General features: G+C 67.3%; 20 protein-coding genes. 7 read left to right on the top strand and 13 right to left on the bottom strand.

Annotation, left to right across the window (positions count from 1 at the left end):
- Positions 1-71: 71 nt before the first annotated feature.
- Together ACW170_RS00295 and ACW170_RS00290 are read right to left on the bottom strand one after the other, a co-directional pair.
- Positions 72-3236 carry a TonB-dependent receptor gene (locus ACW170_RS00295; protein WP_492087725.1) on the bottom strand — a complete coding sequence of 1055 codons (3165 nt, stop codon included), beginning with the start codon at positions 3234-3236 and terminating at the stop codon, positions 72-74.
- A 49-nt stretch (positions 3237-3285) separates the two neighbouring features.
- Positions 3286-5400 carry a beta-glucosidase family protein gene (locus ACW170_RS00290; RefSeq protein WP_492089204.1) on the bottom strand — a complete coding sequence of 705 codons (2115 nt, stop codon included), beginning with the start codon at positions 5398-5400 and terminating at the stop codon, positions 3286-3288.
- Between the two features lie 420 nt (positions 5401-5820).
- On the opposite strand from ACW170_RS00290, the gene ACW170_RS00285 reads away from it, so the two are divergent.
- A complete protein-coding gene (locus ACW170_RS00285) occupies positions 5821-6069 on the top strand; it encodes a hypothetical protein (RefSeq protein ID WP_492087724.1) in 249 nt (82 codons plus the stop codon).
- 94 nt (positions 6070-6163) lie between these two features.
- On the opposite strand, the gene ACW170_RS00280 is transcribed toward ACW170_RS00285, so the two are convergent.
- Positions 6164-6955: a PhoH family protein gene (locus ACW170_RS00280; protein WP_492089203.1), complete on the bottom strand. Its 792-nt coding sequence runs from the start codon at positions 6953-6955 to the stop codon at positions 6164-6166.
- A gap of 312 nt (positions 6956-7267) precedes the next feature.
- On the opposite strand from ACW170_RS00280, the gene ACW170_RS00275 reads away from it, so the two are divergent.
- The gene (locus ACW170_RS00275; protein WP_492087723.1) at positions 7268-7795 is read left to right on the top strand and encodes a gamma carbonic anhydrase family protein; all 528 of its coding nucleotides are present in this window, start codon (positions 7268-7270) and stop codon (positions 7793-7795) included.
- A gap of 36 nt (positions 7796-7831) precedes the next feature.
- Here the strand turns inward: ACW170_RS00275 and ACW170_RS00270 are convergent, their stop codons facing one another.
- The 4 genes from ACW170_RS00270 to tipF form a co-directional block, all read right to left on the bottom strand.
- Entirely contained in the window at positions 7832-8761 is a 930-nt protein-coding gene (locus tag ACW170_RS00270) for a bifunctional riboflavin kinase/FAD synthetase (protein ID WP_492087722.1), read from the bottom strand.
- On the bottom strand, positions 8761-9222 hold the full coding sequence (locus tag ACW170_RS00265) for a MaoC family dehydratase (protein WP_492041188.1): 462 nt from the start codon (positions 9220-9222) through the stop codon (positions 8761-8763). Before ACW170_RS00265 ends, ACW170_RS00270 begins: the two co-directional genes overlap by 1 nt.
- 39 nt (positions 9223-9261) lie before the next feature.
- A complete protein-coding gene (locus ACW170_RS00260; RefSeq protein ID WP_492087721.1) occupies positions 9262-10131 on the bottom strand; it encodes a TIGR01459 family HAD-type hydrolase in 870 nt (289 codons plus the stop codon).
- Positions 10132-10284: 153 nt separating this feature from the next.
- Entirely contained in the window at positions 10285-11559 is a 1275-nt protein-coding gene (tipF, locus tag ACW170_RS00255) for a flagella assembly cyclic-di-GMP phosphodiesterase TipF (RefSeq protein WP_492087720.1), read from the bottom strand.
- Between the two features lie 108 nt (positions 11560-11667).
- Between tipF and ACW170_RS00250 the strand changes: the two genes are divergently transcribed.
- Both ACW170_RS00250 and ACW170_RS00245 read left to right on the top strand, forming a co-directional pair.
- Positions 11668-12438, top strand: a complete 771-nt coding sequence (locus ACW170_RS00250) for an SDR family NAD(P)-dependent oxidoreductase (protein WP_304936515.1) — start codon at positions 11668-11670, stop codon at positions 12436-12438.
- A gap of 25 nt (positions 12439-12463) precedes the next feature.
- Positions 12464-13378: a lysophospholipid acyltransferase family protein gene (locus tag ACW170_RS00245; RefSeq protein WP_492087719.1), complete on the top strand. Its 915-nt coding sequence runs from the start codon at positions 12464-12466 to the stop codon at positions 13376-13378.
- On the opposite strand, the gene ACW170_RS00240 is transcribed toward ACW170_RS00245, so the two are convergent.
- From ACW170_RS00240 to ACW170_RS00215, 6 genes are all read right to left on the bottom strand, one after another.
- On the bottom strand, positions 13321-13830 hold the full coding sequence (locus ACW170_RS00240; protein ID WP_492087718.1) for a response regulator: 510 nt from the start codon (positions 13828-13830) through the stop codon (positions 13321-13323). The genes ACW170_RS00245 and ACW170_RS00240 overlap by 58 nt on opposite strands.
- Positions 13831-13909: 79 nt before the next feature.
- Positions 13910-14773, bottom strand: coding sequence for a M23 family metallopeptidase (locus tag ACW170_RS00235; RefSeq protein WP_492087717.1), 864 nt, complete (start codon positions 14771-14773; stop codon positions 13910-13912).
- A complete protein-coding gene (locus ACW170_RS00230) occupies positions 14770-14967 on the bottom strand; it encodes a DUF2093 domain-containing protein (protein WP_492087716.1) in 198 nt (65 codons plus the stop codon). The genes ACW170_RS00235 and ACW170_RS00230 overlap by 4 nt, the downstream gene beginning before the upstream one ends.
- A gap of 44 nt (positions 14968-15011) precedes the next feature.
- Positions 15012-16280 (bottom strand): cation:proton antiporter domain-containing protein, encoded by a 1269-nt coding sequence (locus ACW170_RS00225; protein WP_492087715.1) that lies wholly within the window; start codon positions 16278-16280, stop codon positions 15012-15014.
- Between the two features lie 1063 nt (positions 16281-17343).
- Entirely contained in the window at positions 17344-18783 is a 1440-nt protein-coding gene (locus ACW170_RS00220) for a right-handed parallel beta-helix repeat-containing protein (RefSeq protein ID WP_492087714.1), read from the bottom strand.
- An 18-nt stretch (positions 18784-18801) separates the two neighbouring features.
- On the bottom strand, positions 18802-20304 hold the full coding sequence (locus ACW170_RS00215; RefSeq protein ID WP_492087713.1) for a tetratricopeptide repeat protein: 1503 nt from the start codon (positions 20302-20304) through the stop codon (positions 18802-18804).
- A 249-nt stretch (positions 20305-20553) separates the two neighbouring features.
- Here ACW170_RS00215 and ACW170_RS00210 point away from each other — a divergent pair, with 249 nt between their 5' ends.
- From ACW170_RS00210 to ACW170_RS00200, 3 genes are read left to right on the top strand one after another with little or no spacing between them, the layout of a single operon-like run.
- Positions 20554-21051 (top strand): GAF domain-containing protein, encoded by a 498-nt coding sequence (locus ACW170_RS00210; RefSeq protein ID WP_492087712.1) that lies wholly within the window; start codon positions 20554-20556, stop codon positions 21049-21051.
- Between the two features lie 32 nt (positions 21052-21083).
- Positions 21084-21761 carry an SDR family NAD(P)-dependent oxidoreductase gene (locus ACW170_RS00205; RefSeq protein WP_492087711.1) on the top strand — a complete coding sequence of 226 codons (678 nt, stop codon included), beginning with the start codon at positions 21084-21086 and terminating at the stop codon, positions 21759-21761.
- The gene (locus ACW170_RS00200; protein WP_492087710.1) at positions 21761-22600 is read left to right on the top strand and encodes an HpcH/HpaI aldolase/citrate lyase family protein; all 840 of its coding nucleotides are present in this window, start codon (positions 21761-21763) and stop codon (positions 22598-22600) included. Before ACW170_RS00205 ends, ACW170_RS00200 begins: the two co-directional genes overlap by 1 nt.
- Positions 22601-22603 lie beyond the last annotated feature (3 nt).

Genomic DNA, 22603 nt, shown 5'->3' with positions numbered 1-22603 from the left:
GGCTCGGTACCAATACGCGAAAAAAGAGGCCGGCGACACGAATGTCGCCGGCCAGTCTGCTCAGGAAGGGATTAGAAGCGAGCGCGCACGCCGATGGTGTAACGCGGCTCGAACTCGTTGCGGGCTTGGAACTGTTTCGCGCCGTCCTTGAACTCGAGGTAGTATTCCTCGATTTCGCCCAGGACGTTCGAGCCGTTCGCGTAGATCGTCACCATGTCGCTGACGTCATAGGTCACGTTCACGTCCACGTATTGCGACGTGTCCTGGTAGATCGGAATGAACACCTGCTTCCCGTCGAGGGTTGTGCCCATGGTGCCGTTCAAGCGAGGCGTCCGATAGTTCCAGGCGACCCGAGCCTGAAGCTTGTCGCCCTGATACCAGACCGCAGCGTTCAGCGAATGCTCGGAGTTGTCCATGAACGGCAGTTCGCTGCCGTCTAGGGCCGGATCATTCGATGTGCTGTCGGAGTAGGTGTAGCTGCCGTCGAAACCAAAGTCTGACCAGATCGGTGTGTCGATGAAGTCGGACAAGCCGATCTTGGCCCCCAGTTCCACGCCCTGAAGCTGCCCGCCTGCACCCTGCACCGGGCGATTGACGTCCACCAAACGACGGATGACGCCATCGCCGTCGGCATAGGATCCGCTTTGCGGGACCGTACGACGCGTGACGAAGCTCTCGATATCCAGGCGGAAGATCGCGGCGTTAAACATTGTCGCGGGCCCGTGGTAATATTCCAAGGCGAGGTCGTAGTTTGTGGACCGCCAGGGGTTCAACTCCACCGTTCCACCCAGGGTCGCGCCCGTGACGCGGCGAACGCCGACGGGAGGACGGGTGGGATCGGGTGTTTCGCCCGGTTGCAATTCCGGCGTATCCGCCGTCGAAATCGTGACGCCACCGCCGTAGTTGCCCAGATCCAACGGGATCATGGTCTTGGCGTAGGCTGCGCGCAGCTTCAGCTTGTCGGTGAAATCGTAGGTCAGGTTCGCCGTCGGCAGCCAGTCATCGTAGCTGCGGCTGGAGATGCTGTCGCCGACGTCGTTGTTGGTGTCGCCATAGGCGCGGGTTTCGCCGGTCAGGTTCTGACGCGCCCGCAGTTCCGTACGGACATAGCGAACGCCCACATCACCGTGCAACTGCCCGAACTCGATAGCTCCATTCAGATAGGCGCTGTCCTCATAGAGATCGACGTCATAGGAGTTGCCGGGGATGATTACGTCATAGGCGTTTCCGAACACACGCTCCTGGAAGGCGCGAGGATCGTCGAAGTCCCGGGGGTCCGCCACCCACACGCCAGGAATGCCCGACGTGACCGAGCCGAAGTCGGTCAGGAAGTAGGTGTTGTTGTTCTCTCGCAGCAGCGTCGGCCGGTTGACCGTATAGCCTTGGAAGCAGGTCGGGGCATTGGCGACTGCGCCATTGGCGCACGAACTGGGCGTCGCAGCCACGGGCAGGGAGGCGTTGAAGCCAGGGTTGGAGACGTACTCACCCGCCTGGCACTGCGACTGGTCCATCACCACGTCGATGGCCTTCCACTGGGCCGAGCAGCCCGCTGGATTGCCTTCGCCCTGTCCGGCGTAGAAGTCCGAGAACAGGTGGAAGCTGGTGATCGACACTTCGCGCGCGCTGTGCCGGACGCCGGCGTCGACGCGGGTCAGGAAGCCAAAGGCCGGCGCTTCCTGGAACTCATACGAACCATCGAAGCGGACGACGGTCAGATCAGAGTTGTTGCGCTGGTTGCTTTCCGACGAATAGGCGCCGACCGTATAGGAGTCGAGGTTCGCCATATACTGGCTCAGCGGAACATTGCCGAGTCCGCCGACGATGTTGTTCTCGAAACCGCTCCAAGCCAGCTTCGATCCGCCGGTGTCGATGTGCAGTTGCGGATCCGCCCCATAGCCCAACGGGTTGGGGCTGATGTAGCGACCGCCCTCGCTGCCGACCACGCCGTTGGAATAGCGCGACGCCGGATACATGGCGGCGATGGAGGCGGGATAGAATGTGCCGCGTGTCCGGTCAGCGCTTTGGCGGAACAGGGTGAAGGCGCGGTCCGCTCCATACTCCCAGTTCGACAGGTCGCCTTGAACCTGGCCGTTCATGCTCAGCATGGACGCTTCGGCCTTGATCGCGCGCGCGTTGAAGGTGAAGGGGCCGCCCTTGTCGTAGTCTAGTTCCAGGTTGAAGTTTTTGGACTCGTTGTTGGTGACCCGGTTGACGGTGAAGGAGTTCACCCACCAGGCGTCGACGTCGTATTCCTCGACGTCCAGCCAGCCCAGGCCAGTGTCGGTCGACTCGGTCGGCGTCAGCCAGCCGAGGCCGCTCCAACGATTGGAGACGTTCAGGCCGGCGGCGCGGTTATACTCGTCCTGCTTGGTGTAGAAGGCCTCGGCCGTCAGTCGGATGCCGTCCTCGATGTCGAACTGGAAGGCGCCGTTCAGGCCGATCCGCTCGCGCTCCACCACCCGGTTGAACATCTCATAGCCGTGCGGCGCGAACCAGGCATTGCCTGAGCCGCCCCAGTCGTTGCTGCCGAGCAGGCTGCCCGCCGAACCGGCGTAGTTGTTGCCCAGGTTCGAGTTGCTCATGACGCCCGAGATCATCGCGCCCATCCGATCGCCGCGCCAGTTCAGCAGGCCGTTGATCAGATAGTCGTCCTGACGGGTGCGTTCCCCGGTCTGGTATTCGGCGGCGCCGGTGACGGTCGTGCCGTAGCTGAAGTCCATCGGACGACGGGTGCGCAGATCGATGGTGCCCGAGATGCCCGACAGGGCGTTCGACACGTCCTGCGACTTGAAGACGACGATCGAGCTCATCAACTGCGACGGCACGTCGTTCAGGTTCGGCTGGGCCCCGCCGAGGTTGCCGGGGCTCAGATATTGTTCGCCGTTCAGCAGGGTCACGACCTGCGGCAGGCCGCGGATATTGACGGTCGAGCCTTCACCGGCGGTACGGCGGATCTGGATGCCGGCGATGCGTTGCAGGGCGTCGGCGACGGTGACGTCGGGCAGTTTGCCGATGTCTTCCGCCGAGATGGCGTCAACGATGGCGGTCTCGTTGCGCTTGACGTTGATAGACTGCGTCTGCGACGCGCGGATGCCGGTGACGACGATTTCGCCGACTTCGGTCGGGTCCTGGGGCGCCGGGATCGGCGCCTGTTCCGCGACCTGGGCATAGGCCGGCGCGACAAGCGCCGAACTCGCCATCAAGGCCGCCAGCATGGGCCTCTTGTGGATTCTCATCTCGTTCTCCCTCCTCATTGGCGCCGCGTTTTGTTTTTGCGGCATTGGTTCAAGGCTTGATGGTCGACCCTGAAAGCGTGGCCGTCGCGCTCAACCCCGCCTCGGCGGCGTCTCGGGCGACGGTGATGCGGTAGTCGCCTGGCGCGATGCGCCAGCCGGGCAGGGCCGTGTCATATTCGGCCAGGATGCGCGGCTCGGCCGTCAGGGTGACGCGGCGCGTCTCGCCCGGGGCAAGCGTCACCCGCGCGAAGGCGGCCAGACGTCGGGGCTGATCGCCCGAGGCGACATACAGTTGCGGAACCTCGGCGCCGGGCCGGTCGCCGGTATTGGTCACATCGAGGCTGACGCTGACGCCGTTGGCGCTGGACACCGCAAGGTTGGAATAGGCGAAGCTTGTGTAGCTGAGGCCGTGCCCGAACGGGAACAGGGGCTTGCGGCCCTCGCGGGCGTACCAGCGATAACCGACGTCCGACCCTTCCGGATAATCGACGGTGAAGGGCTGCAGCTCGGCCCCTTGCGGGGCGCCGGGGTTCGAGGCCGCGGCGGCGTCCACGGCCTTCAGCGCCTCCAGGCCTGGCACGGTCGGGCGCGGGGCCTGGTCGGCCGAGGCAGGGAAGGTGATCGGCAGGCGGCCGGACGGATTGACCTCGCCGAACAGGATGCGGGCGATGGCCTCGCCGCCGCGCTGGCCGGGATACCAGGCCTGGATCACGGCCGGGGTCTTTTCCAGCCAGGGCATCAGCACCGGCCCGCCGGTCTCCAGCACCACCACCGTCTTGGTGTTGGCGGCGGTCACGGCTTCGATCAGTCCGTCCTGATTGTCAGGCAGCGAAAGGCTTTCGACATCCTGGGCCTCGGTCGTCCACTGGGTGGCGAAGACCACGGCGATGTCGGCGGTCCGCGCCGCAGCGGCCGCCGCCGCCGCATCGCTGCCGTCGACGTAGGTGACGGTCGCGTCCGGCGCGACGGCGCGAATGGCGTTCAGCGGCGACGACGCATGCCAGGTGATCCGTGCGAACGAGGCCGCCGCGCCCGAGGTCAGTGGGATCTCCACCGGCGCTCCACCCACTGACCGCACCTGGGACGAGCCGCCGCCCGACAGGACGCCGACGTCGGCATGGCCGCCGATCAACACGATCCGCCTCGCCGTCTTGGCCAGAGGCAGAACCCCGCCCTCGTTCCTCAGCAGGACGATCCCGGCCTCGGCCGCGCGCTGGGCCACCTCGGCGTTCTGGGCGTAATCGATCGGCTGTTCGGTCGTGACCACGGGCGCATCCAGCACCCCGGTCTCGATCAGGCCGACCAGCAGACGGCGCACCATGTCGTCGAGCCGCGCCTCGGGGATCCGCCCGGCGTCCAATGCGGCCCGGAAGGGCGCGTCGAAATACAACGCCCGGTCCAGCTCCTGGCCCGAAGCCTGGTCCAGACCCGCCAGCGCCGCCTTCTCGGTCGAATGGACGGCGCCCCAGTCCGACATGACCCAGCCGTCATAGCCCCAGTCGCGCTTCAGCACCTGGTTCAGCAGGAAGTCGTTCTCGCAGGCCCAGTCGCCATTGATCTTGTTGTAGGCGCACATGACCGAGCCGGGATTTCCCCGCTCGATGGCGATCTGGAAGGCCAGCAGATCGCTTTCGCGCAGAGACGCCTCGTCCAGGCGCGCGTCCATGATCATCCGCCCGGTCTCTTGCGAGTTGAAGGCGAAATGCTTGATCGTCGAGACGATCTTGTTCGACTGAACGCCGCGGATATGCTCCCCGGCCATGACCCCGGCCAACAGAGGGTCTTCGCCCAGATATTCGAAATTCCGTCCAGCCCAGGGATCGCGGGTCAGATTGACCCCGCCGGCCAGCAGGATGTTGAACCGTTTGGCCCGCGCCTCGGACCCAATCATGGCCCCGCCCGCATAGGCGATCTCGGGATCGAAGGCGGCGGCCGTGGCCAGGCTGGAGGGCAGGGCCGTGGCGACGTCGCCCTTGCGCTGTTCGACCTGGTTGGCGACGCCCAGGCTCGCGTCGCTCTCGCGCAGGTTCGGTATGCCCAGGCGCGGAATGCCGGGAATATGGCCGGCCGAAGGGATCATGTCGGCGACCGGCGCGCCGGGCGTACGCTCGGCCATCGGCGGGAAATAGCCGTGGATCAGCTGGAGCTTTTCGTCGCGCGTCATCTGCGCCAGCAGGGCGTCCGCACGCGCAGACACATTCGTCGGCGCGGCGACGGCTGCGCCTTCCGGCGAATGGGCGAGCACGGAAAGCGGCGCCGCGCCTATGGCCAGGGCCAGGGCGAGACGGCTGATCAACGACGGCGTACGAAACTTCAAAACATCCCCCAAGACCGAACTCCGCGACGGCCGCCGCCGTCAGAACAAGAGTTTGGGAGACGCGCACACAATCCATGATGGCGGCGGACAGCCGTCAGCATCGCCCGCTGCAGCAGGCTTTTCGATCATGTTTGCGGATGACGTCTGTGACGTCAGGTTCCACCGACCGTTATGGCCGATGATCTTCCGCTCCCTGTACGGGGGCTCTCCGGCCCCTCGCAGACTCAGGTAAGCATGGATTGAGAGCGTTCACAACACGAAATGGACATGATCGAACGCCGGTATCAGACTTGGTTGTTCACAAGTCGTTTCAAGCGCGTGGAAGCGGTCGTTGGCCTGAGGTCAGGATTTCGCCATTTCTATCAATTGGATGGGCCGTTTGACCTGTTCTCACGGGGCGGTTTCGTCCTCGTTTCAGCCCATTCCGATGCCCAGCCGCAGACGATCTGTTGCCGATTCCGACACAAATCCCCGGCGGCGCGAATTGTCGAGGCAACGGAGTTCGCCAACGGCTGAGAAGCCGGCGATGATCTCCATCGTCGGCTTCTCGCCGCGCTTCATTCATAAGCGTTGCGTTCATCGCCGGTGAAACCGACGCGCGAACTCTGGCTCAGAGCACTCCAATCATCGAGGCCACCAGCGGGTGACGCACGATGTCGCGTTCCGCCAGCCGCACCACGGCGATGTTCTCAATAGCCTCCAGCCGGGCCGAGATGTCCGACAGGCCCGAAATGCCCGGCAGCAGGTCGGACTGCTGCGGATCTCCGGTGACCACCATGGTCGAATGCCAGCCCAGCCGCGTCAGCAGCATCTTCAGCTGCACATAGGTGCAGTTCTGGGCCTCGTCGACGACGATGAAGGCGTTGTTCAGGGTGCGGCCGCGCATGTAGCCGATGGGGGCGATCTCGATCAGGCCCTCGGCCATCAAGGCCTTGACCCGCTTCATCGACAGCCGATCCGACAGGGCGTCATAGAGGGGGCGCAGATAGGGGGCCAGCTTGTCCTCCATGTCGCCGGGCAGGAATCCGATCGATTCGCCGGCTTCCACCGCAGGGCGGCTCAGCACGATACGCCCGACCTTGCCGGCTTCCAGCGCCTCAACCGCCTTGGCGACGGCCAGATAGGTCTTGCCGGTGCCTGCGGGACCCAGGGCCATGACCAGATTGTGCGCGTCGATGGCCGCCATCAGTTCGATCTGGCCTTCCGACTTCGGCTTCAGCGTCTTCAGATAGCCCTGCTCGCGATCATCGTTGGACGGGTGGGGCGACCACCCCGACCGTTCATTGTGAGGGCCGTGGAGTCGGCGAACTTTCGACTCCTCGATGAACTCCCGCGAATCGAGAATACCGCTCTCACGGGACTGACGCTTCATTGCCGCACGCTTGGTCATGGACGCCTCCAGGGCATGAAAAAAGGCGGACCCACACGGGTTCCGCCTTGGCTGGTCTTGGGGAGGAAAAGGTCGCGGCCCGCGTTACGGCGACCGCCCGGATCGACAGCTGGGCCGTCCGTAACGGGATGAACCCGCCGCCGAACAACCGAACCAGGATCCCAACGCGCCAAGCGAAAGCCCCGACAATTGGCCGGATCGGGCTTGATCCGGCTTCGGATCCGGGGCCGAAATGGCGACCCACGAATCGCATCAACAGTTAGATGCTATCGTGGTTAGAAATCTGTTAAAGCCCTCGTTTTTAGAAGATTAGGCGGCGTTCTGATGACAATTTACGCCTTGGGCGACAGCAAACCTCAGTTTCCGCCTGAAGGCGAATACTGGGTGGCGCCGAGCGCATCCGTGATTGGGAATGTGATTCTACACCCCAACGCCAGCATCTGGTTCGGCGCCGTGCTGCGCGGCGACAACGAGCCGATCACAGTGGGTCCTGACAGCAACATCCAGGACGGCAGCGTCCTGCACACCGACATGGGCTCGCCCCTGACGCTGGGACGGGGCGTCACCGTCGGCCACCAGGCCATGCTGCACGGCTGCGAGGTCGGCGACTACAGTCTGATCGGCATCGGGGCGGTGGTCCTGAACGGGGTCAAGATCGGCCGCAACTGCATCATCGGCGCGAACGCCCTGCTGACCGAGGGCAAGATCATCCCCGACAACAGTCTGGTGGTGGGCCAGCCGGGCAAGGTGGTGCGCGAACGCGATCCCGACCAGATCGCCGTGCTGCAGATGTCGGCCGAACACTATGTCCAGAACTGGAAACGGTTCGCGGCTGACCTGCGCCCCCTCTAATCCCGCTCATCCCGGCTTTCGCCAGGATGAGCGGGATTAGGTAGCCAGAACCGCCCGCGCCGCCGCCGCATCCTCGTCGATCTGGGTCTTCAAGGCCTCCAGCCCGTCAAAGCTTTCCTCGCCACGCAGCCAGGCGACCAGGTCCGTCTCGATGATCTGGCCGTAAAGGTCCCCGTCGAAGTCGAACAGCCAGACCTCCAGCAGCGGGGTCTCCAGCGCATACATGGGGCGCACGCCCAGGCTGGCCACCCCATCCACAACCCGGCCGTCGGCGAGCCGGCTGCGGGTCGCGTAGACCCCATAGGCGGGCCGCATGTAGTCCCCCAGCGCCACATTGGCGGTCGGGACGCCGATAGTCCGCCCCCGCTTGTCGCCGTGGATCACCTCGCCCTGGAGGGCGAAGGGGCGGCCCAGTATGGCGGCGGCCCGGTCCATGTCCCCGGCCTTCAGGGCCTCGCGCACGGCGCTGGACGACAGTTTCAGCCCATCGGCGTCGTCCAGACGCTCGGCCACCGATACGCTGAAGCCCAGCCGCTCGCCATAGGTACGCAGCGCTTCAGGCGATCCGGACCGGCCCTTGCCGAAGGTGAAGTCAAAACCGACGGCGGCGTGGCGGACGCCCAGCCCGCGCGCCAGCACCTGTTCGGCGAAGTCCGCGTCGCTCATTCCGGCCATCTCGCCGTCGAACGGCAGCAGATAAAGGATATCCACGCCCAGCGGCGCCAGGGCCTGGGCCATCTGGTCCGCCGTCATCAGGCGAAACGGCGCCGACTCGGGCTGGAACCAGCGGCGGGGATGGGGATCGAAGCTGACGACGCCCAAGGGCGCGCCCAGTCGTTCGGCGGCGGCTTTTGCTCCTGCGATGACCGCCTGGTGCCCCCGATGCACGCCGTCGAAGGCGCCGACCGCGACCGCTGCGCCCTTCAGGGCGTCCGGCACGTCGCGCCAGTCGCGGACGATCTGCATCAGCGCTGGGACGGTTTGCGCCGGCGGGGCACGCGAACGACGGCGACGCCGTCCATGATCATGGTCTCGCCGACAAAGCCTTCGCAGCTCAGCTTGACCCGCGCGCTCTCGGCCTCGACCTCGATCACGGTGATCAGGATACGGACGACGTCGTCGATCCGCACGGGCTGATGGAAGGCCAGGGTCTGGGAGATATAGATCGACCCGGCGCCCGGAAGCATGGTCCCCACCACGGCCGAGCCGAACGAGGCGCTCAGCAGGCCATGGGCGATCCGGCCGCGATAGGCGGTCTTGGACGCGAAGGCCTCGTCCAGGTGGACCGGATTGAAGTCATCGGACGCCTCGGCGAACAGCCGGATCCGATCCTCCGTGGCGACGACGATTTTCTCGGCGGCCATACCGACGTGAAGTTCGTCCAGGATGTAACCACCGGACGGATGCTGCTGTACCAATTCGACCATGGATCAGGCTTTAGCTGCGGTGCGACAAAATGGCGAGCCTTACCAGGCCAGTTCGAGCGCGGCGTATCGCGCATATGTTGTTTCAGCCTTCAGCAGTTCGCCGGCGCGGGCCGGGTCCAGCGCGCCATCCTCGCCCTTGGCCTGGTCGCCATGGATGCCCTGGGCGATGAACAGGCAGTCCAGGGCTTGGGCATTGGCCCCCATGACGTCGGTGACGACGCCGTCGCCGATGCACAGGACGCGCGACCGATCGAGCGGCCGCCCCAGCAGGGCCTGCGCCTCCCGGATCGCCAGATCATAGATCGGGGCGTAGGGCTTGCCCGCCATCACCACCCGGCCGCCCAGCGACTCATACAGGTCGGCCAGGGACCCGCCGCAGTAGATCAGCCTGTCGCCCCGCTGAACCACCCGGTCGGGGTTGGCGCAGATCAGCTCCAGATCCCGCGCTGCGGCGACCGTCAGGCGTTCGCGATAGTCCTCGGGCGTCTCGGTCTCGTCGTCCACCAGTCCGGTGACCGAGACGAAGGCGGCGTCGGCGGCGTCGCTCGCCACGTCCAGGCCCAGCCCGGCGTACAGCGGCGCGTCGCGCTCGGGCCCCAGCAGCAAGGCCGGGCCGGGCGCCCGCTTGGCCAGTTCGGCGCGGGTGGCGTCGCCGGAGGTGACGAACGCCTTCCAAGCCTCGCGCGGCACGCCCAACCCGTCCAGCTGGGCGATCACGTCCGAGGCGGGGCGGGGCGAGTTGGAGATCAGCACCACATGCCCGCCCTCGCGGTTGAACCGCATCAGGGCCTCGCACGGCGCCGCCCAGCTTTCCCGCCCATTGTGGATCACCCCCCAGACGTCGCAGAGCAGAATGTCGTAGTCGCCGGCGACGGCGCTGAGGTGAGGCAGAGCGTGGGGGAGGGTCATGACCATCCCATAGCCCTTCTCCCCTTGTGGGAGAAGGTGGCCCGAAGGGCCGGATGAGGGGGTGTTACAGCGTTCAAGGTCAGAGGGGGTAACCCCTCATCCGACCTCGCTGCGCTCGGCCACCTTCTCCCGCAAGGGGAGAAGGGAAGAGGATCAGCTGAACCGGCGGCGCTGTTCGGCGCTGCGCAGGGTCGAGCGCAGGAAGTCCGCCGGCGGGTCGGTTTCGGCGAGGACCTTTTCCTTGATCGCCCGAGGTTCGCCGAACAGGTGGCCCTGTCCCATGCCGACGTCCAGTTCCAGGATGTCGACGATCTGGCGTTCCGACTCGACCTTCTCGGCGATCACCTCGACGCCGTAGCGGCGGGTCAGGGCGGCGAAGTCGGCGGCCTGGATGTCGGGCATGGAGCGCAGGGGCGCGCCGCCGTCCAGGTCCAGAAGCTGTTCGATCAGCAGGTCGGCCGAGACCTTGATGAACTTGACGTCCGCCCGCTGCAGATCGGCGAAATCGAGGTCCAGCGTCTGAACCTTGTCCAGCGAGAAGCGGAAGCCCAGATCGGCCAGCTTGGCCATGTTGCGCGCCTCGATGGCGCCACGCGCGTCGAAGTTGGCTTGACCCAGTTCGAAGATCAGGGCCTGGTTCAGGTCACGGTTCTCGCTGAGGAACTCGAGGAAGCGCGGGAAGAAGGTGTCGTCGCCCAGCGAGGTCAGGGCCACATTGCAGAAGACCCCGACCTTGCGATCCTGCCGCGCCAGCCGGCGCACGATCTGGGCGCAGCGGAACAGCAGCAGATTGTCAATCGCCGGCACCAGGCCCTCGCCCTCGGCCAGCGACAGGTACTCGGCCGGCATCATGACCCGGTCCGTCGCGTCCCGCAGGCGGGTGAAGCTCTCGTAGAAGATGGTCCGGCGCTGGGGCAGGGAGACGACCGGCTGGAGGTACAGATCGACCCGACCCTCGCTCAGCGCCTCATGGATGGTGCGCAGCAGAACGTTGGACTGGGCCAGGCGACGGCCTTCGAAGGTCTCGACGCCTATGTTCGGCGCCGTGGACAGCCGATGGTCGATACTGTCGCTCATCTGCTGGACCAGGGTCTCGAGCATCCGCACCTCGCCGGTCAGGGCGTCGGTGTCGGTCAAGGCGCCGCTCTCGATGGCGTGGGCCAGTTCGGTCAGGGCGCCCTGGGTCGATTCCATCGCATCGGCCAGCAACCGGTGCGCCTCGCGCACCTGGTCGATTTCCTTCTTCAGGGCGCGGCGGGCGACGATCCCCGTGACGATGCCGTGAAAGGCGCCCAGCAGGCCCAGGGCGCCGAGCGCCCCCGCCACGCCGGCGCCTGCGCCCAGGCCGGCGCGCCACAGGAAGGCGCCCACGGTCATGCCGAGGAACAGATAGGCGAAATACAGAAAGCCCGTGGTCAGGTTACGCATCGACTGGCGGTGGCCACTCCCGGATGGAATCGCCTGAGTATCAGGCTATCAATGTCATTCGGCTAGAGCCGGGGTGCAAATAACCCGGCGGAACCCAAGGGAAACGCAATGGAACTGTTCGATCTCACCGGCAAGGTCGCCGTCATCACCGGCTCATCGCGCGGCATAGGCAAGGCGATCGCCGAGCGGCTGGCCGAGCACGGGGCCAAGGTGGTCATCTCCTCGCGTAAGGCCGGGCCCTGCGATGAGGTCGCCGCCGAGATCAACGGCAAGTATGGCGAAGGCCGGGCCATCGCAGTGCCCGCCAATATCGCCTCCAAGGAAGATCTGCAGCGGCTGGTGGACGAGACGAACGCCGCCTTTGGTCAGATCGACATCCTGGTCTGCAACGCTGCGACCAATCCCTATGCCGGGCCGATGGGCGGGATCGCCGATGATCAGTTCGAGAAGATCCTGCAGAATAACGTCATCTCGAACCATTGGCTGATCCAGATGGTCGCGCCGCAGATGGTGGAGCGCCGGGACGGGGCGATCCTGGTGATCTCGTCCATCGGCGGCCTGCGCGGCAACGCCCTGATCGGGGCCTATAATATCTCCAAGGCGGCCGATATGCAGCTGGTGCGGAACCTGGCGGTGGAGTGGGGGCCGTCGAACGTGCGGGTCAACTGTATCGCCCCGGGCCTGGTCCAGACCGATTTCGCCAAATATCTGTGGGAGAACCCCGAGCTGCTGAAGACGGTGACCGAGCCCGCGCCGCTGAAAAGGATCGGTCAGCCCGATGAAATCGCCGGCACGGCGGTCTATCTGTGCAGCCCCGCTTCGGCCTATGTGACGGGGCAGACCCTTGTGGTGGACGGTGGATTGACGATTGCCTGGTAAGCGGAATGATTGGCGGCAGGATCTGATGTGGCGCCTGGAGGCTTTCGGCTTCCAGGCGCTGTTTGGTTTCCTGCGCCTCTTGGGTGTCGAGCGGGCTTCGGGTCTGGGCGGCTGGCTGTTGCGGACCCTGGGGCCGAAGACGGGTACCCAGAAGACGGTGATGCGCAATCTGCGGATCGCGTTTCCGGACATGGCCGAGGGTGAACGCGAGGCCCTGGCGCTGGAACAGTGGGACCGGACGGGTCGGACCTTCGCCGAACTGGCGGTCATGGATCAGCTGACGCCCGAGGGCGGGCGGGTCGAGGTGGTCGGGATGGAACGGCTGCACGCCCTGCGTGACAGCGGCAAGGCGGCGGTGCTGATCTCGGGCCATTTGGCGAACTTCGAAGTGATGGCGGCGGTGATCATGGCTTCGGGCCTGCCGTGCCAGGTGACCTATCGGGCGGCGAACAATCCCTATGTTGACGCCCTGATCCGCCAAAGCCGCGAGCGGTATGGCATCCGCCTGTTCGCGCCGAAGGGAGACGGGACGCGCGAACTGATGGCGGGGATGAAGCGGGGCGATTCGATCGCCCTGCTGGTGGATCAAAAGTACAATCAGGGGCCGGAGGTCGCGTTCTTCGATCAGCCGGTCAACGCCTCGCCGGGAGCGGCGCGGCTGGCGCTGAAGTTCGACACGGTGATCCAGCCGCTGTCGGTGGTGCGTCTGCCAGGGGTGCGGTTCCGGGTGACGGCCCATGAGCCGATCCGGGTGTCCGAGACGGGGGACCGTGACGCCGACATCCTGGCGGGCGTCCAGGCGGTGAACCGCTTCGTCGAGGACCGGGTTCGCGAGGTTCCTGAAGACTGGTTCTGGGTCCACAAGCGGTGGCCCGACAAGGTCTATGCGGCGTTGAAGGACCGGTCGGCGTCCATGGAGCGACGCAGCGGTCCGTCGTAGTTGGCGGCTTCCTTGCGGCGACGGCAGGGGCCGCAATAGGTGTCGATCTTGATGAAGGGGCGGGGGTTGAGGATGACCGACTTGATCCGCTCGATGATCGAATTGGCGGTCAGCGGCTTGGCCAGGAATTCGGTCACGCCGGCGTCGCGGGCGGCGTGAATGCGGCTCTTTTCAGCGTGGCCGCTCATCATGATGATGGGCATGTAGATGTTGGCGCCGTCCGCCCCGGTGCGAACCCGGCGGGTCAGCTCGTCGCCGTCCAGCGGGAACATATTGTAGTCGACCAAGGCGAGGTCGATCGGCTTGCTGCCAAGAATGGCCAGGGCGGCGGCGCCGTCGCTGGCCTCGTGGACGCTGCGGACGCCGGCGGCGCGCAGGATGGTCGAGGCTATGGCCAGCATATGGTCGTGGTCATCGACCACGAGGACGTTCAGCGACCGCAGCAATGACATCCGGATCCCCCCGAAAAGAGATCTCAGATTACGGGGTTATCCTTACGCTTGCAAGCGTTGCAGTTGTGTCCAAGGCGGCTCAGGGCGCGTGGGCGCCGATCAGCAATGAGGGGTCCAGATTGCGGTCGCGCCACTTCAGGCGCCAGCACAGGTGCGGGCCGGTGGCGCGGCCGGTCATGCCGACACGACCCAGAGGATCGCCGCGTCGGACGGTCTGGCCTGAAGCCACGTCCTGCTGCGACTGGTGCAGATAGGCGCTGATCAGCCCCTGTCCATGGTCGATCAGGGTCAGGCCGCCCTCGAAATGCATGTCGGGGCGGACGAGGATGACGCGGCCGTCGGCGGGGGCGCGGATCAGGGTTCCGGCGGGGGCGGCGAGGTCTATGCCGTAGTGGGGCCGGGCGGGCGTGCCGTTCAGGACGCGCTGAGCGCCCCATTGGCTGGAGATGCGGAAGGCCTCGAGCGGCCAGATGAAGCCGTCGCGGAAATCGTCGGCGTCCGCGCGGCTGGCGAAGGCTTCGGTCTTGAGCGCGACTTCCCGCTGGATGCGGGCCAAGAGGGCGGGGTCGCTGGGCTCGACGGTGGCGGGCGGCAGGCCGTCGACGCGGGTCGAGGGGAAGTCATGGGGCGCGATGTCGAGGAGCCGGCGGGTCGTGTCGGCTCCAGATCGGGCGCCGGATCGGACCGCGATCTCGACGGCGGCGGGGGCGTCGCGGTCGAAGCCGACGACGAAGAGGCCGTCGGCCGAGGCGGTGGATAGGGCCTCGCCGTCCACGAAGATCAGGGCGCCGGGTTCGGTGCGGCCCAGGGCGTAGCCGCCCTGACGCCAGGCGCCGTTCAGGATCAGGTCGAGTTCGCCCGGAGCCGGCACATAGGCGCCCAGTCTGTGCGGGGCGGCGAGGGCCGCGCCGACGCCCAGCAGAAGGGCGCGGCGGCCGATCACCCGGCCTTCATCCCGGCGATGAACTCGGCCGGGCCGAGATAGGCCTCCTGCCGGGTCGGGCTCCAGTAGCGCAGCGTCTCAAGCGGGATCGGCTGTTCGGTGACGGCGCAGCGGACGAAGCGTCCGGGTTTCAGAACGGCGAATTCGCCGTCGCCGTAATGAAGGGTCGCCTGTGCGGAAAGGGTTTTGTCCATGGGGGCCAGTTAACGATGATCGGCCGCTGAGGCCAAGGAGAGTTTCACGCCGTCGCCGGATTGGGACCGGCCCGGTCGGCCTTGTGGTCGATCGCCGCCTGTTTGGCCTCGGGCGAGCCGGCGGCCGGCGGACGGGGGCGGCCGCCCAGCCGGTCGGTGAACAGGAAGACGAAGGGATTCAGCGAGATGGACAGCAGGGCGGCGGCCAGGATCAGGTCGTGGGTCTCGCGGCTCATGGCGCCCAGACTGACGCCCAGGGCGGCCAGGATGAAGGAGAATTCGCCGATCTGGGCCAGGGCGGCGGCCACGGTCAGGGCGGTCGGCCGGTCCAGTTTGAAGGCCTTGGTGATGACCAGGGCGGCGGCCGACTTGCCGATGATGATGATGCCCAGCACGCCGAGCACGGCCCAGGGCTGACGCACCAGGATCATCGGGTCGAACAACATGCCGACCGAGACGAAGAACAGCACGGCGAAGGCGTCGCGCAGGGGCAGGGACCGTTCGGCGGCGTTGTGGCCCAGGGGCGAGGCGTTCATCACCAGGCCCGCCAGGAAGGCGCCGAGGGCGAACGAGTGGAACAGATAATAGGCCAGCCAGGCGATGCCGAGGGCGATGGCCAGGACGCCCAGGGTGAAGAGCTCGCGCGAGCGGGTATGGGCGATGCGGACCAGCAGCCAGGGCACCAGCTTGCCGCCCAGGACCAGCATGGCGACGACGAACAGGACGACCTTCAGCAGGGTCCAGCCGATGTTCAGGCCCAGGGCCGCCAGATCGGTCTGGGCGCCGGCGGGCAGGATGATCATCGGCAGCATGACCAGGGCGATGACGATGACCAGATCCTCGACGATCAGCCAGCCCACGGCGATACGGCCGATCTCGCCCTTGACCTGTTTGCGCTCTTCCAGGGCGCGCAGCAGGACCACGGTGGAGGCGACGGACAGGGCGAAGCCCATCAGCAGGGCCTCGACGTCGCCGAGCTGAAGCACGAACCGGCCGAGGGCCCAGCCGAGGACCGTGGCGACGCCGATCTGGACCAGGGCGCCGGGGATGGCCACCTTGCGGACCTGCATCAGATCCTTGGGCGAGAAGTGCAGCCCGACCCCGAACATCAGCAGGATGACGCCGATCTCGGCCAACTGGGGCGCCAGTTCGGTGTCGGCGACGAAGCCGCCCGTATAGGGCCCGACGGCGATCCCGGCGACCAGATAGCCGACCAGGGGCGAGAGCTTCAGGCGATTGGCCAACATGCCGAACACGAAGGCGAGGACGAAGCCTCCGACCAGGGTGAGAATCAGGCTGTCGGCATGCGGCATCGAGGCTCCTGTCGCGGGCGAGGGTCTGGTTTGGGGGTAGGGTTCAGGTGGGGGGCGTCGGCGGGTCTGACAAGATGACGCAGTGTCGCGTCGGGGTCGCGTCGGGCATGCGTCTTCGTCTTCGCCGTTTTCACGGCGAAGTTGGGGAGGGCGTGGGACGCCGGGTCTGCACCCGGGGTTTGGAGTTTTAATTACCGTTTCGGCGCAGTCGTCGTCCCACGCGGTCGTTTTCCACACGCGCTCCGGCTGGCGGCCCTAGCCTTCGAGCCTTGCCGGATCGGCGGGCCGCCTTGCGACGGCTTCGCCGGGGCGGACATGCCGACGAGGGTCGACAGCGGTCCGCTTTCCTAAGCGTGCGGCGAGCAGGAGACGGCATCCATCGCCGCCCCTAAGGACCCCGGCGGTCTCCATCCCGCCGGCTTCATCGCTCGACCACAGCCCCGCCGCCGTCAGGGCGCTGGATCCGACGCCCTCCCCATCGGCGGGGATGGGAGGAGGTTACGCGCGATTGCTGGTATGGCGCGGAAGTTGGGGTGAGATTCTTTTAGAGCGTTGAAATGCTTGAGGAGAGACCAGCGTCATTGTGCGCGCCGGGTCATGTGATCGACCGTAACAGACCTTCCCCCGCTTGCGGGGGAAGTGTCAGGCCGTGGCGCGTAGCGACACGCCTGACGATGGGGGAAGTCTTCTAGTTCGAGCAAGACTTCCCCCTCCGACCCTGGTCCGCTGCGCGGACGCCGGGCCACCTCCCCCGCAAGCGGGGGAGGGTCTGCTGCTCCAGTGGTGGTGATGACCACGCCAGCGTCTGACACCGAGTCGCCCCCCTCCTGGCCCTCGCTGACGCTTCCGCCTGTCCTCCCCGTTCGCCTTCGCGAACGGGGAGGTGAAGGGTGGTCACAGACCTTCCCCCGCTTGCGGGGGAAGTGTCAGCTCGTCGAGCGAAGCGAGACGGCTGACGATGGGGGAAGTCTTACTTCAGGCGACACGTCCCTCTCCGACCCTGGTCCGCTGCGCGGACGCCGGGCCACCTCTCCCGCAAGCGGGAGAGGGTCTGAAGAGCGGCCTAGAACCAGCCGCTGCGGCGCCAGCGGTCGTCGCCGCGGTAGCGGTCGTCGGGGATGTAGCGGCCGTCGCGGTCGTACCAGCCGTAGCCCTGCTGGTAACGGTCGTAGCCGTCCAGGGCGTAGCCGTGGTCGTAGTACTGGCCGTCCTCAGCTTCCCACCAGTCGCGGGGATAGGGGGTGTACTGACATTCGTAATCGCGCCCGCGGCTGCCCCAGGAGGGGGCGTAGCGGTCGCGGTAGCGGTTTTCGAAGCGAGGGCGGCACAGGTCGCGCGACCAGACGCGGTTGTCGTGGGCCTCGATATTGGCGCGGTCCTCGGCGTAGATGGCGTCGCGGACGCCGGCGAAACTGTTGCCGGTGACGACGGCCCGGCCCGAGGCGGCGGCGACGCCGACCTGGCTGACGCGGACGCGGTTCTGATCGAACAGCAGCTCGCCGTTATAGAGGACGGCGCCCTTGTCGCCCTTGCAGATCCGGCTGTTGGAGACCGAGACCGAGGCGCCCTCGACCGCCACGCCCTCGACATAGCCGCAGATCTTGGCGTTGCTGATGGCGACCTGACCATAGTCGCGGGCGGATCGGACGATGACGCCGATGGCGCGGGGGCCGAAATTGTTCGGCTGTTCCGAGCCGATCAGGGTGACCGAGGTCAGGGTGGACGGGGCGCCGGAGCCCGGCGTCAGATCGACGCCCGACTGGGCCCCGGTGATGGCTAGTTCGTACAGGGTGGCGGCGGCGCCGTCGGCGACGATGGCGGCCGAGACGGTGCGGGCGTCGATCAGGACGTCGCGCAGGTCCAGCAGGCCGCCGTCGGCGTAGATGGCGGCCTCATCGCCGGCGTGGCGGAAGCCGACGCGGCTCATGACGATCTCGGCGTTATAGCCGACCACGCAGGCGGCGTCGCCGGCGCGGGGCGAGGCGAAGACCAGGTCGCGGACCTCGACCCGGACGCCGGGGGCGACGGTCAGGCAGGGCAGGCCGTCCGGGGCCACGAGGGTCGGGGTCGCCGCATCCCAGCGGCGCGGGTCGAAGCCGCTGTCGCCGATGATGGTCATCGGCTTGTCTATGTTGAGCCAGCCGACGCAGGCGCCCGCCTTGGCGCGGATGATCAAGGTGCCGCCGGGGCGCACGCGCTGGACCGCGCTTTCGATCGCGCCGGAGCCGGGATTGCCGCCGCAATCGACCAGGACGACTTCCTCCTGATGAGGGGGGCGGGGCAGGGGGCGCCAGTCGGGGCCGCGATAACGGCCGTAGTCGTAGCGGCGATGGGCGCGCGGGCGGCTGCGGGTCGGCGGGTCCAGCAGGACGCCGAAGTTCGGCCGGGTCTGGGCCTCGACCTTGGCGGCGACCTGAGCCTGAACCGGGTCGGGCAGGGCGGTGACGGCGGAAAGGGCGAAGGCCGCGAGGAGCGAGACTTTCGCGAGCGAGCGGATGTTCATGCGACCAGACCCTCCCTGTTAACGGCGCTGTTGTTGGGCGCGGGACACCTGGGACAGCAGGGCCTGCAGGCGCGAGGCCGAGGGGCCGAAGCCCGACAGCGCGGATTCGATGCGGAAGGCGACGGCGTCGGCCTTGTCCTGATCCGCCACCCCGGCGACGCCGAGGGCGAAATAGGTGGACATGGCGAACTTGGCCTCGGGGCTGCCCTGGCGGGCCGCCTCGCTGAACCATTTGAACGAGCGGGCGTAGTCGGCGGGCAGGCCGATCCCCTCGGCGTACATGACCGCCAGCACCAGCTGGGCCTCGGACGAGCCGTTGACGGCCGCGAGCTGAATGGCGCGGACCCGTTCGACCGGGGACAGCCGGCTTTCGGTCGCATGGCCGATCATGGCCTCGAAGGCCTCGATCTGTTGCCGGGACAGTTGTTCGGGGGCGGTGGCCGTCTCCTGGGTCACGCCGAGATAGCGCAGGGCGCGGCCGACATGGACGAAGGGCAGTTCGCCCTGAAGGCGCGACAGGGCGTATTCATAGGCGTCGCCGCGCGGGCGGCTTTCGTCCGAGAAGGGCACGCCCGAGGCCGGGGCCTCCAGCGGGTAGAATTCGAACGGGGGCGTCCACTGGCGGGCCTTGGCCTCGACGAAGCCGGCGTATTGGGCGCGGCCGGGCGAGGAGCGTTCGAAGTCCTTCATCAGCACATAGGCGCCGACGTCGCCGGTCTGAACCGCGAGATAGTTGTAGAGGTAAGCATCGACGTCGTTGCGCTGGAACAGGTTTACCGCCGCCCAGTAGCCGCCGCGCGAGCGGGGCTGGCTGAGGCCCTTGCCGTCGGGCTTGCGGCCGAGCGCCTCGCGCGCCTCGCGATTGTCCGCAGGCTCTCCGAACGGGCCGTAGAGGCCGTCGTGCAGCCGGGCCAGGGTGCGGTAGCCCTCGGCGTCCTGGGTGGAGAGGATGTAGATGACCCGGTCGCGCACCGCCTCTTGCTCCTCGCGGCTCATCCGCGACAGCTGTCGGTCCAGCACCTGATAGGCGCGGTGGCGTTCGAAGGCGCGGCAGTCGTCGTATTTCGACAGGGGGCGCAGGCCGCCGCCGAACACGCCGCCCTTGCGGTCCACCCCGTTGATCGGGGCGTAGCCCTCGTCGTTAGCCAGGGCCATGGCGTACCAGACCGAGCTTTCGATCGGGTCTTCGATATTCTTGTCGGTGGCGCGGACGGCGGCGTAGCGCGAGCCCAGCTCGAGCTGGGCGAAGACGTCGCCGCGGAAGGCGGCGCGGCGCAGGTGGCGCAGACCGGCCTCCTGGGCGTTGAACTCGGACCCCGTGATCGAGGCGGGGCGGGGGCAGGACAGGGCGGCCTCGTTCTGGCCGCCGCGCCGCCAGAAGGCGGGGGCGCCGTCGCCGCAGCTGGCCAGCAGCAGGACGGCGATCAGCAGGACCAGAACCGCCACGGCTCCGCCGGCCAGGGGCATGCGATGCCGCTGGAGCCGGGACGGACCGCGATCCGCGTTGTCGTACTCCCCCATACTGTCCTGTCGCTCCCGCAAACCCACTTATCGACGTGACGCAGGGCGGCGCGCAGGCGCCGACAGGTCAGACCGTCGAACATGGTTAACGATGTTTTGCGACAAAGCGGCGCCACAGCAAGCGACATTTTTCGGGTGTTCGAACCTTGTTGTGCGATTTCCGATATTTAGGAATTTGACCTTTCTGCGCGGAGGCTCGCTTCCGGGGGCGCCGCCGCCTATATCGGCTTCGAATCGAAGGAGCCGCCCATGTCCTATGTCGCCCGCGACGACCGCCCCGCCGACAAGGCGGACCGCTATGCCGAGGTCGAGGCCGAGATTTTGGCCGTGCTGGACGGGGAGCCGAATCTGACGGCGCGGATGGCGACCGTAGCCTCGATGCTGGCCGACGCCTTCGACGACTTCTTCTGGACGGGCTTCTATGTGGTGGCGCCGGACAAGGCGGACGAACTGGTGGTCGGGCCGTATCAGGGGACGCTGGGATGCCTGCGGATCGCCTTCGGGCGCGGGGTGTGCGGGACGGCGGCGGCGACGCGGCTGACGCAGATCGTCGAGGACGTCCACGCCTTCCCCGGCCATATCGCCTGCGACAGCCGCTCGGCCAGCGAGATCGTGGTGCCGGTGCTGGACGCCTCGGGCGACCTGATCGCCGTGTTCGACGTGGACGCGACGACGCCGGCCGCCTTCGACGCCGTGGACCAGGCGGGGCTGGAGCGGCTGATGGCCAAGGTCTTCGCCGCCGGGTGAGCTGAAGGACGGGGGAAGGGATGGAGGACGAGATGACGCAACGGGTGATGGTGATTACCGGCGGGCACGGGGTGCTGGGCCGGGCCGTGCTGGAGGCCGCGCAGGCGGCGGGGCTGGCGGTCGCGGTCATCGACCACGCCGAGGGTCATCCGGTTCCGGCCGGGGTGCTGGAGATCGGCGGGGTGGACCTGACCGACGCGGCCCAGGCTGAGGGGGCCGTGGCCTCTGTCATCAGCCGGTTCGGGCGGCTGGACGTGCTGGCCAATATCGCCGGCGGCTTCGTCTGGCAGACGACGGACGACGCGGCGCCGGCCTGGGACCGGATGCAGGCGCTGAACCTGACCACCGCCCTGAACGCCAGCCGGGCGGCCCTGCCGTATCTGAAGGCGGCGAGCGACGGGCGGATCGTCAATGTCGGCTCGGCCGCGGCGCTGAAGCCCGGTGCGGGCATGGGGGCCTATGGGGCGGCCAAGCTGGGGGTGCACGCCCTGACCCAGGCCTTGGCGGAGGAGTTGAAGACGACGGCGGTGACGGTCAACGCGGTCCTGCCCTCGATCATCAACACCCCGACCAATCGCAAGGACATGCCGGACGTCGATCCGGCGACCTGGGTGGCGCCGGCCGATCTGGCGGCGGTGATCCTGTTCCTGGCCTCGCCCGAGAGCCGGGCCATGACCGGCGCCCTGGTGCCCGTGACCGGGCGGGTCTGATGCGGGGGGAGCTGGTCCGCAGCGTGCTGTATCTGCCGGCGTCGAACGCGCGGGCGGTGGAGAAGGCGCGGACGTTGGGCTGCGACGTGGCCATTCTGGACCTGGAGGACGCGGTGGCGCCCGAGGCCAAGGTCGAGGCGCGGGAAGCGGCGGTCGCGGCGGTGAAGGCGGGTGGGTTTGGGCCGAGGTTGGGGGTGCGGATCAACGCCCTGGACACCGACTGGGGCGAAGACGATCTGGACGCCCTGGCGGAGGCCGGCGCCGGCCTGATCGTCGCGCCCAAGGTGGAGACGGTGGAGACGGTCCATGCGATCTCGGGCCGCGCGCCGGGGGCGGCGCTGTGGGCCATGATCGAGACGCCGCGCGGGCTGATCGCGCTGAACGACATTGCAGCGGCGGGCGGTAGGCTGGACGGGCTGATGCTGGGGGTCAACGACCTGGCCAAGGCGCTGGGGACCGGGGCCTCGCCGGATCGCGAGCCGTTCAAGCCGTGGCTGGCGGCCCTGGTGGTCGCGGCGCGGGCGCGCGGGCTGGCGGCGATCGACGGGGTGTTCAACCGGATCGAGGATGTGGCCGGACTGGCGGCCGAGGCGGCGCAGGGACGGCTGTACGGGTTCGACGGCAAGAGCCTGATCCATCCGTCGCAGATCGCCGCCGCCAACGCCGCCTTCTCGCCGTCCGAGGCGGAGGTGGAGAAGGCCCGGGCCGTGGTGGAGGCCTTCGCCGCGCCGGAGGCCGAGGGGCGGGGCGCGATCCGGGTGGCGGGGGCGATGGTGGAGCGTCTGCACCTTGTGCAGGCGGAGACCGTTCTGGCGCGTCATAGAGCCGCGAGCCGATGACGG

The sequence above is a fragment of the Brevundimonas sp. FV2ps16 genome (assembly GCF_058681075.1).
The sequence above is the reverse complement of the archived record's forward strand: the minus strand, read 5'-3'. Positions and strand labels throughout refer to the sequence as shown.

What these genes read in the sequence shown, in the direction of transcription:
- ACW170_RS00220 (WP_492087714.1), bottom strand. Translation starts at nt 18,783, where the DNA reads ATGAACATCCGCTCGCTCGCGAAAGTCTCGCTCCTCGCGGCCTTCGCC.
- ACW170_RS00210 (WP_492087712.1), top strand. Translation starts at nt 20,554, where the DNA reads ATGTCCTATGTCGCCCGCGACGACCGCCCCGCCGACAAGGCGGACCGC.
- ACW170_RS00250 (WP_304936515.1), top strand. Translation starts at nt 11,668, where the DNA reads ATGGAACTGTTCGATCTCACCGGCAAGGTCGCCGTCATCACCGGCTCA.
- ACW170_RS00270 (WP_492087722.1), bottom strand. Translation starts at nt 8,761, where the DNA reads ATGCAGATCGTCCGCGACTGGCGCGACGTGCCGGACGCCCTGAAGGGC.
- ACW170_RS00215 (WP_492087713.1), bottom strand. Translation starts at nt 20,304, where the DNA reads ATGGGGGAGTACGACAACGCGGATCGCGGTCCGTCCCGGCTCCAGCGG.
- ACW170_RS00225 (WP_492087715.1), bottom strand. Translation starts at nt 16,280, where the DNA reads ATGCCGCATGCCGACAGCCTGATTCTCACCCTGGTCGGAGGCTTCGTC.
- ACW170_RS00240 (WP_492087718.1), bottom strand. Translation starts at nt 13,830, where the DNA reads ATGTCATTGCTGCGGTCGCTGAACGTCCTCGTGGTCGATGACCACGAC.
- ACW170_RS00230 (WP_492087716.1), bottom strand. Translation starts at nt 14,967, where the DNA reads ATGGACAAAACCCTTTCCGCACAGGCGACCCTTCATTACGGCGACGGC.
- tipF (WP_492087720.1), bottom strand. Translation starts at nt 11,559, where the DNA reads ATGCGTAACCTGACCACGGGCTTTCTGTATTTCGCCTATCTGTTCCTC.
- ACW170_RS00245 (WP_492087719.1), top strand. Translation starts at nt 12,464, where the DNA reads ATGTGGCGCCTGGAGGCTTTCGGCTTCCAGGCGCTGTTTGGTTTCCTG.
- ACW170_RS00290 (WP_492089204.1), bottom strand. Translation starts at nt 5,400, where the DNA reads ATGACGCGCGACGAAAAGCTCCAGCTGATCCACGGCTATTTCCCGCCG.
- ACW170_RS00200 (WP_492087710.1), top strand. Translation starts at nt 21,761, where the DNA reads ATGCGGGGGGAGCTGGTCCGCAGCGTGCTGTATCTGCCGGCGTCGAAC.
- ACW170_RS00260 (WP_492087721.1), bottom strand. Translation starts at nt 10,131, where the DNA reads ATGACCCTCCCCCACGCTCTGCCTCACCTCAGCGCCGTCGCCGGCGAC.
- ACW170_RS00295 (WP_492087725.1), bottom strand. Translation starts at nt 3,236, where the DNA reads ATGAGAATCCACAAGAGGCCCATGCTGGCGGCCTTGATGGCGAGTTCG.
- ACW170_RS00205 (WP_492087711.1), top strand. Translation starts at nt 21,084, where the DNA reads ATGACGCAACGGGTGATGGTGATTACCGGCGGGCACGGGGTGCTGGGC.
- ACW170_RS00265 (WP_492041188.1), bottom strand. Translation starts at nt 9,222, where the DNA reads ATGGTCGAATTGGTACAGCAGCATCCGTCCGGTGGTTACATCCTGGAC.
- ACW170_RS00275 (WP_492087723.1), top strand. Translation starts at nt 7,268, where the DNA reads ATGACAATTTACGCCTTGGGCGACAGCAAACCTCAGTTTCCGCCTGAA.
- ACW170_RS00285 (WP_492087724.1), top strand. Translation starts at nt 5,821, where the DNA reads ATGATCGAACGCCGGTATCAGACTTGGTTGTTCACAAGTCGTTTCAAG.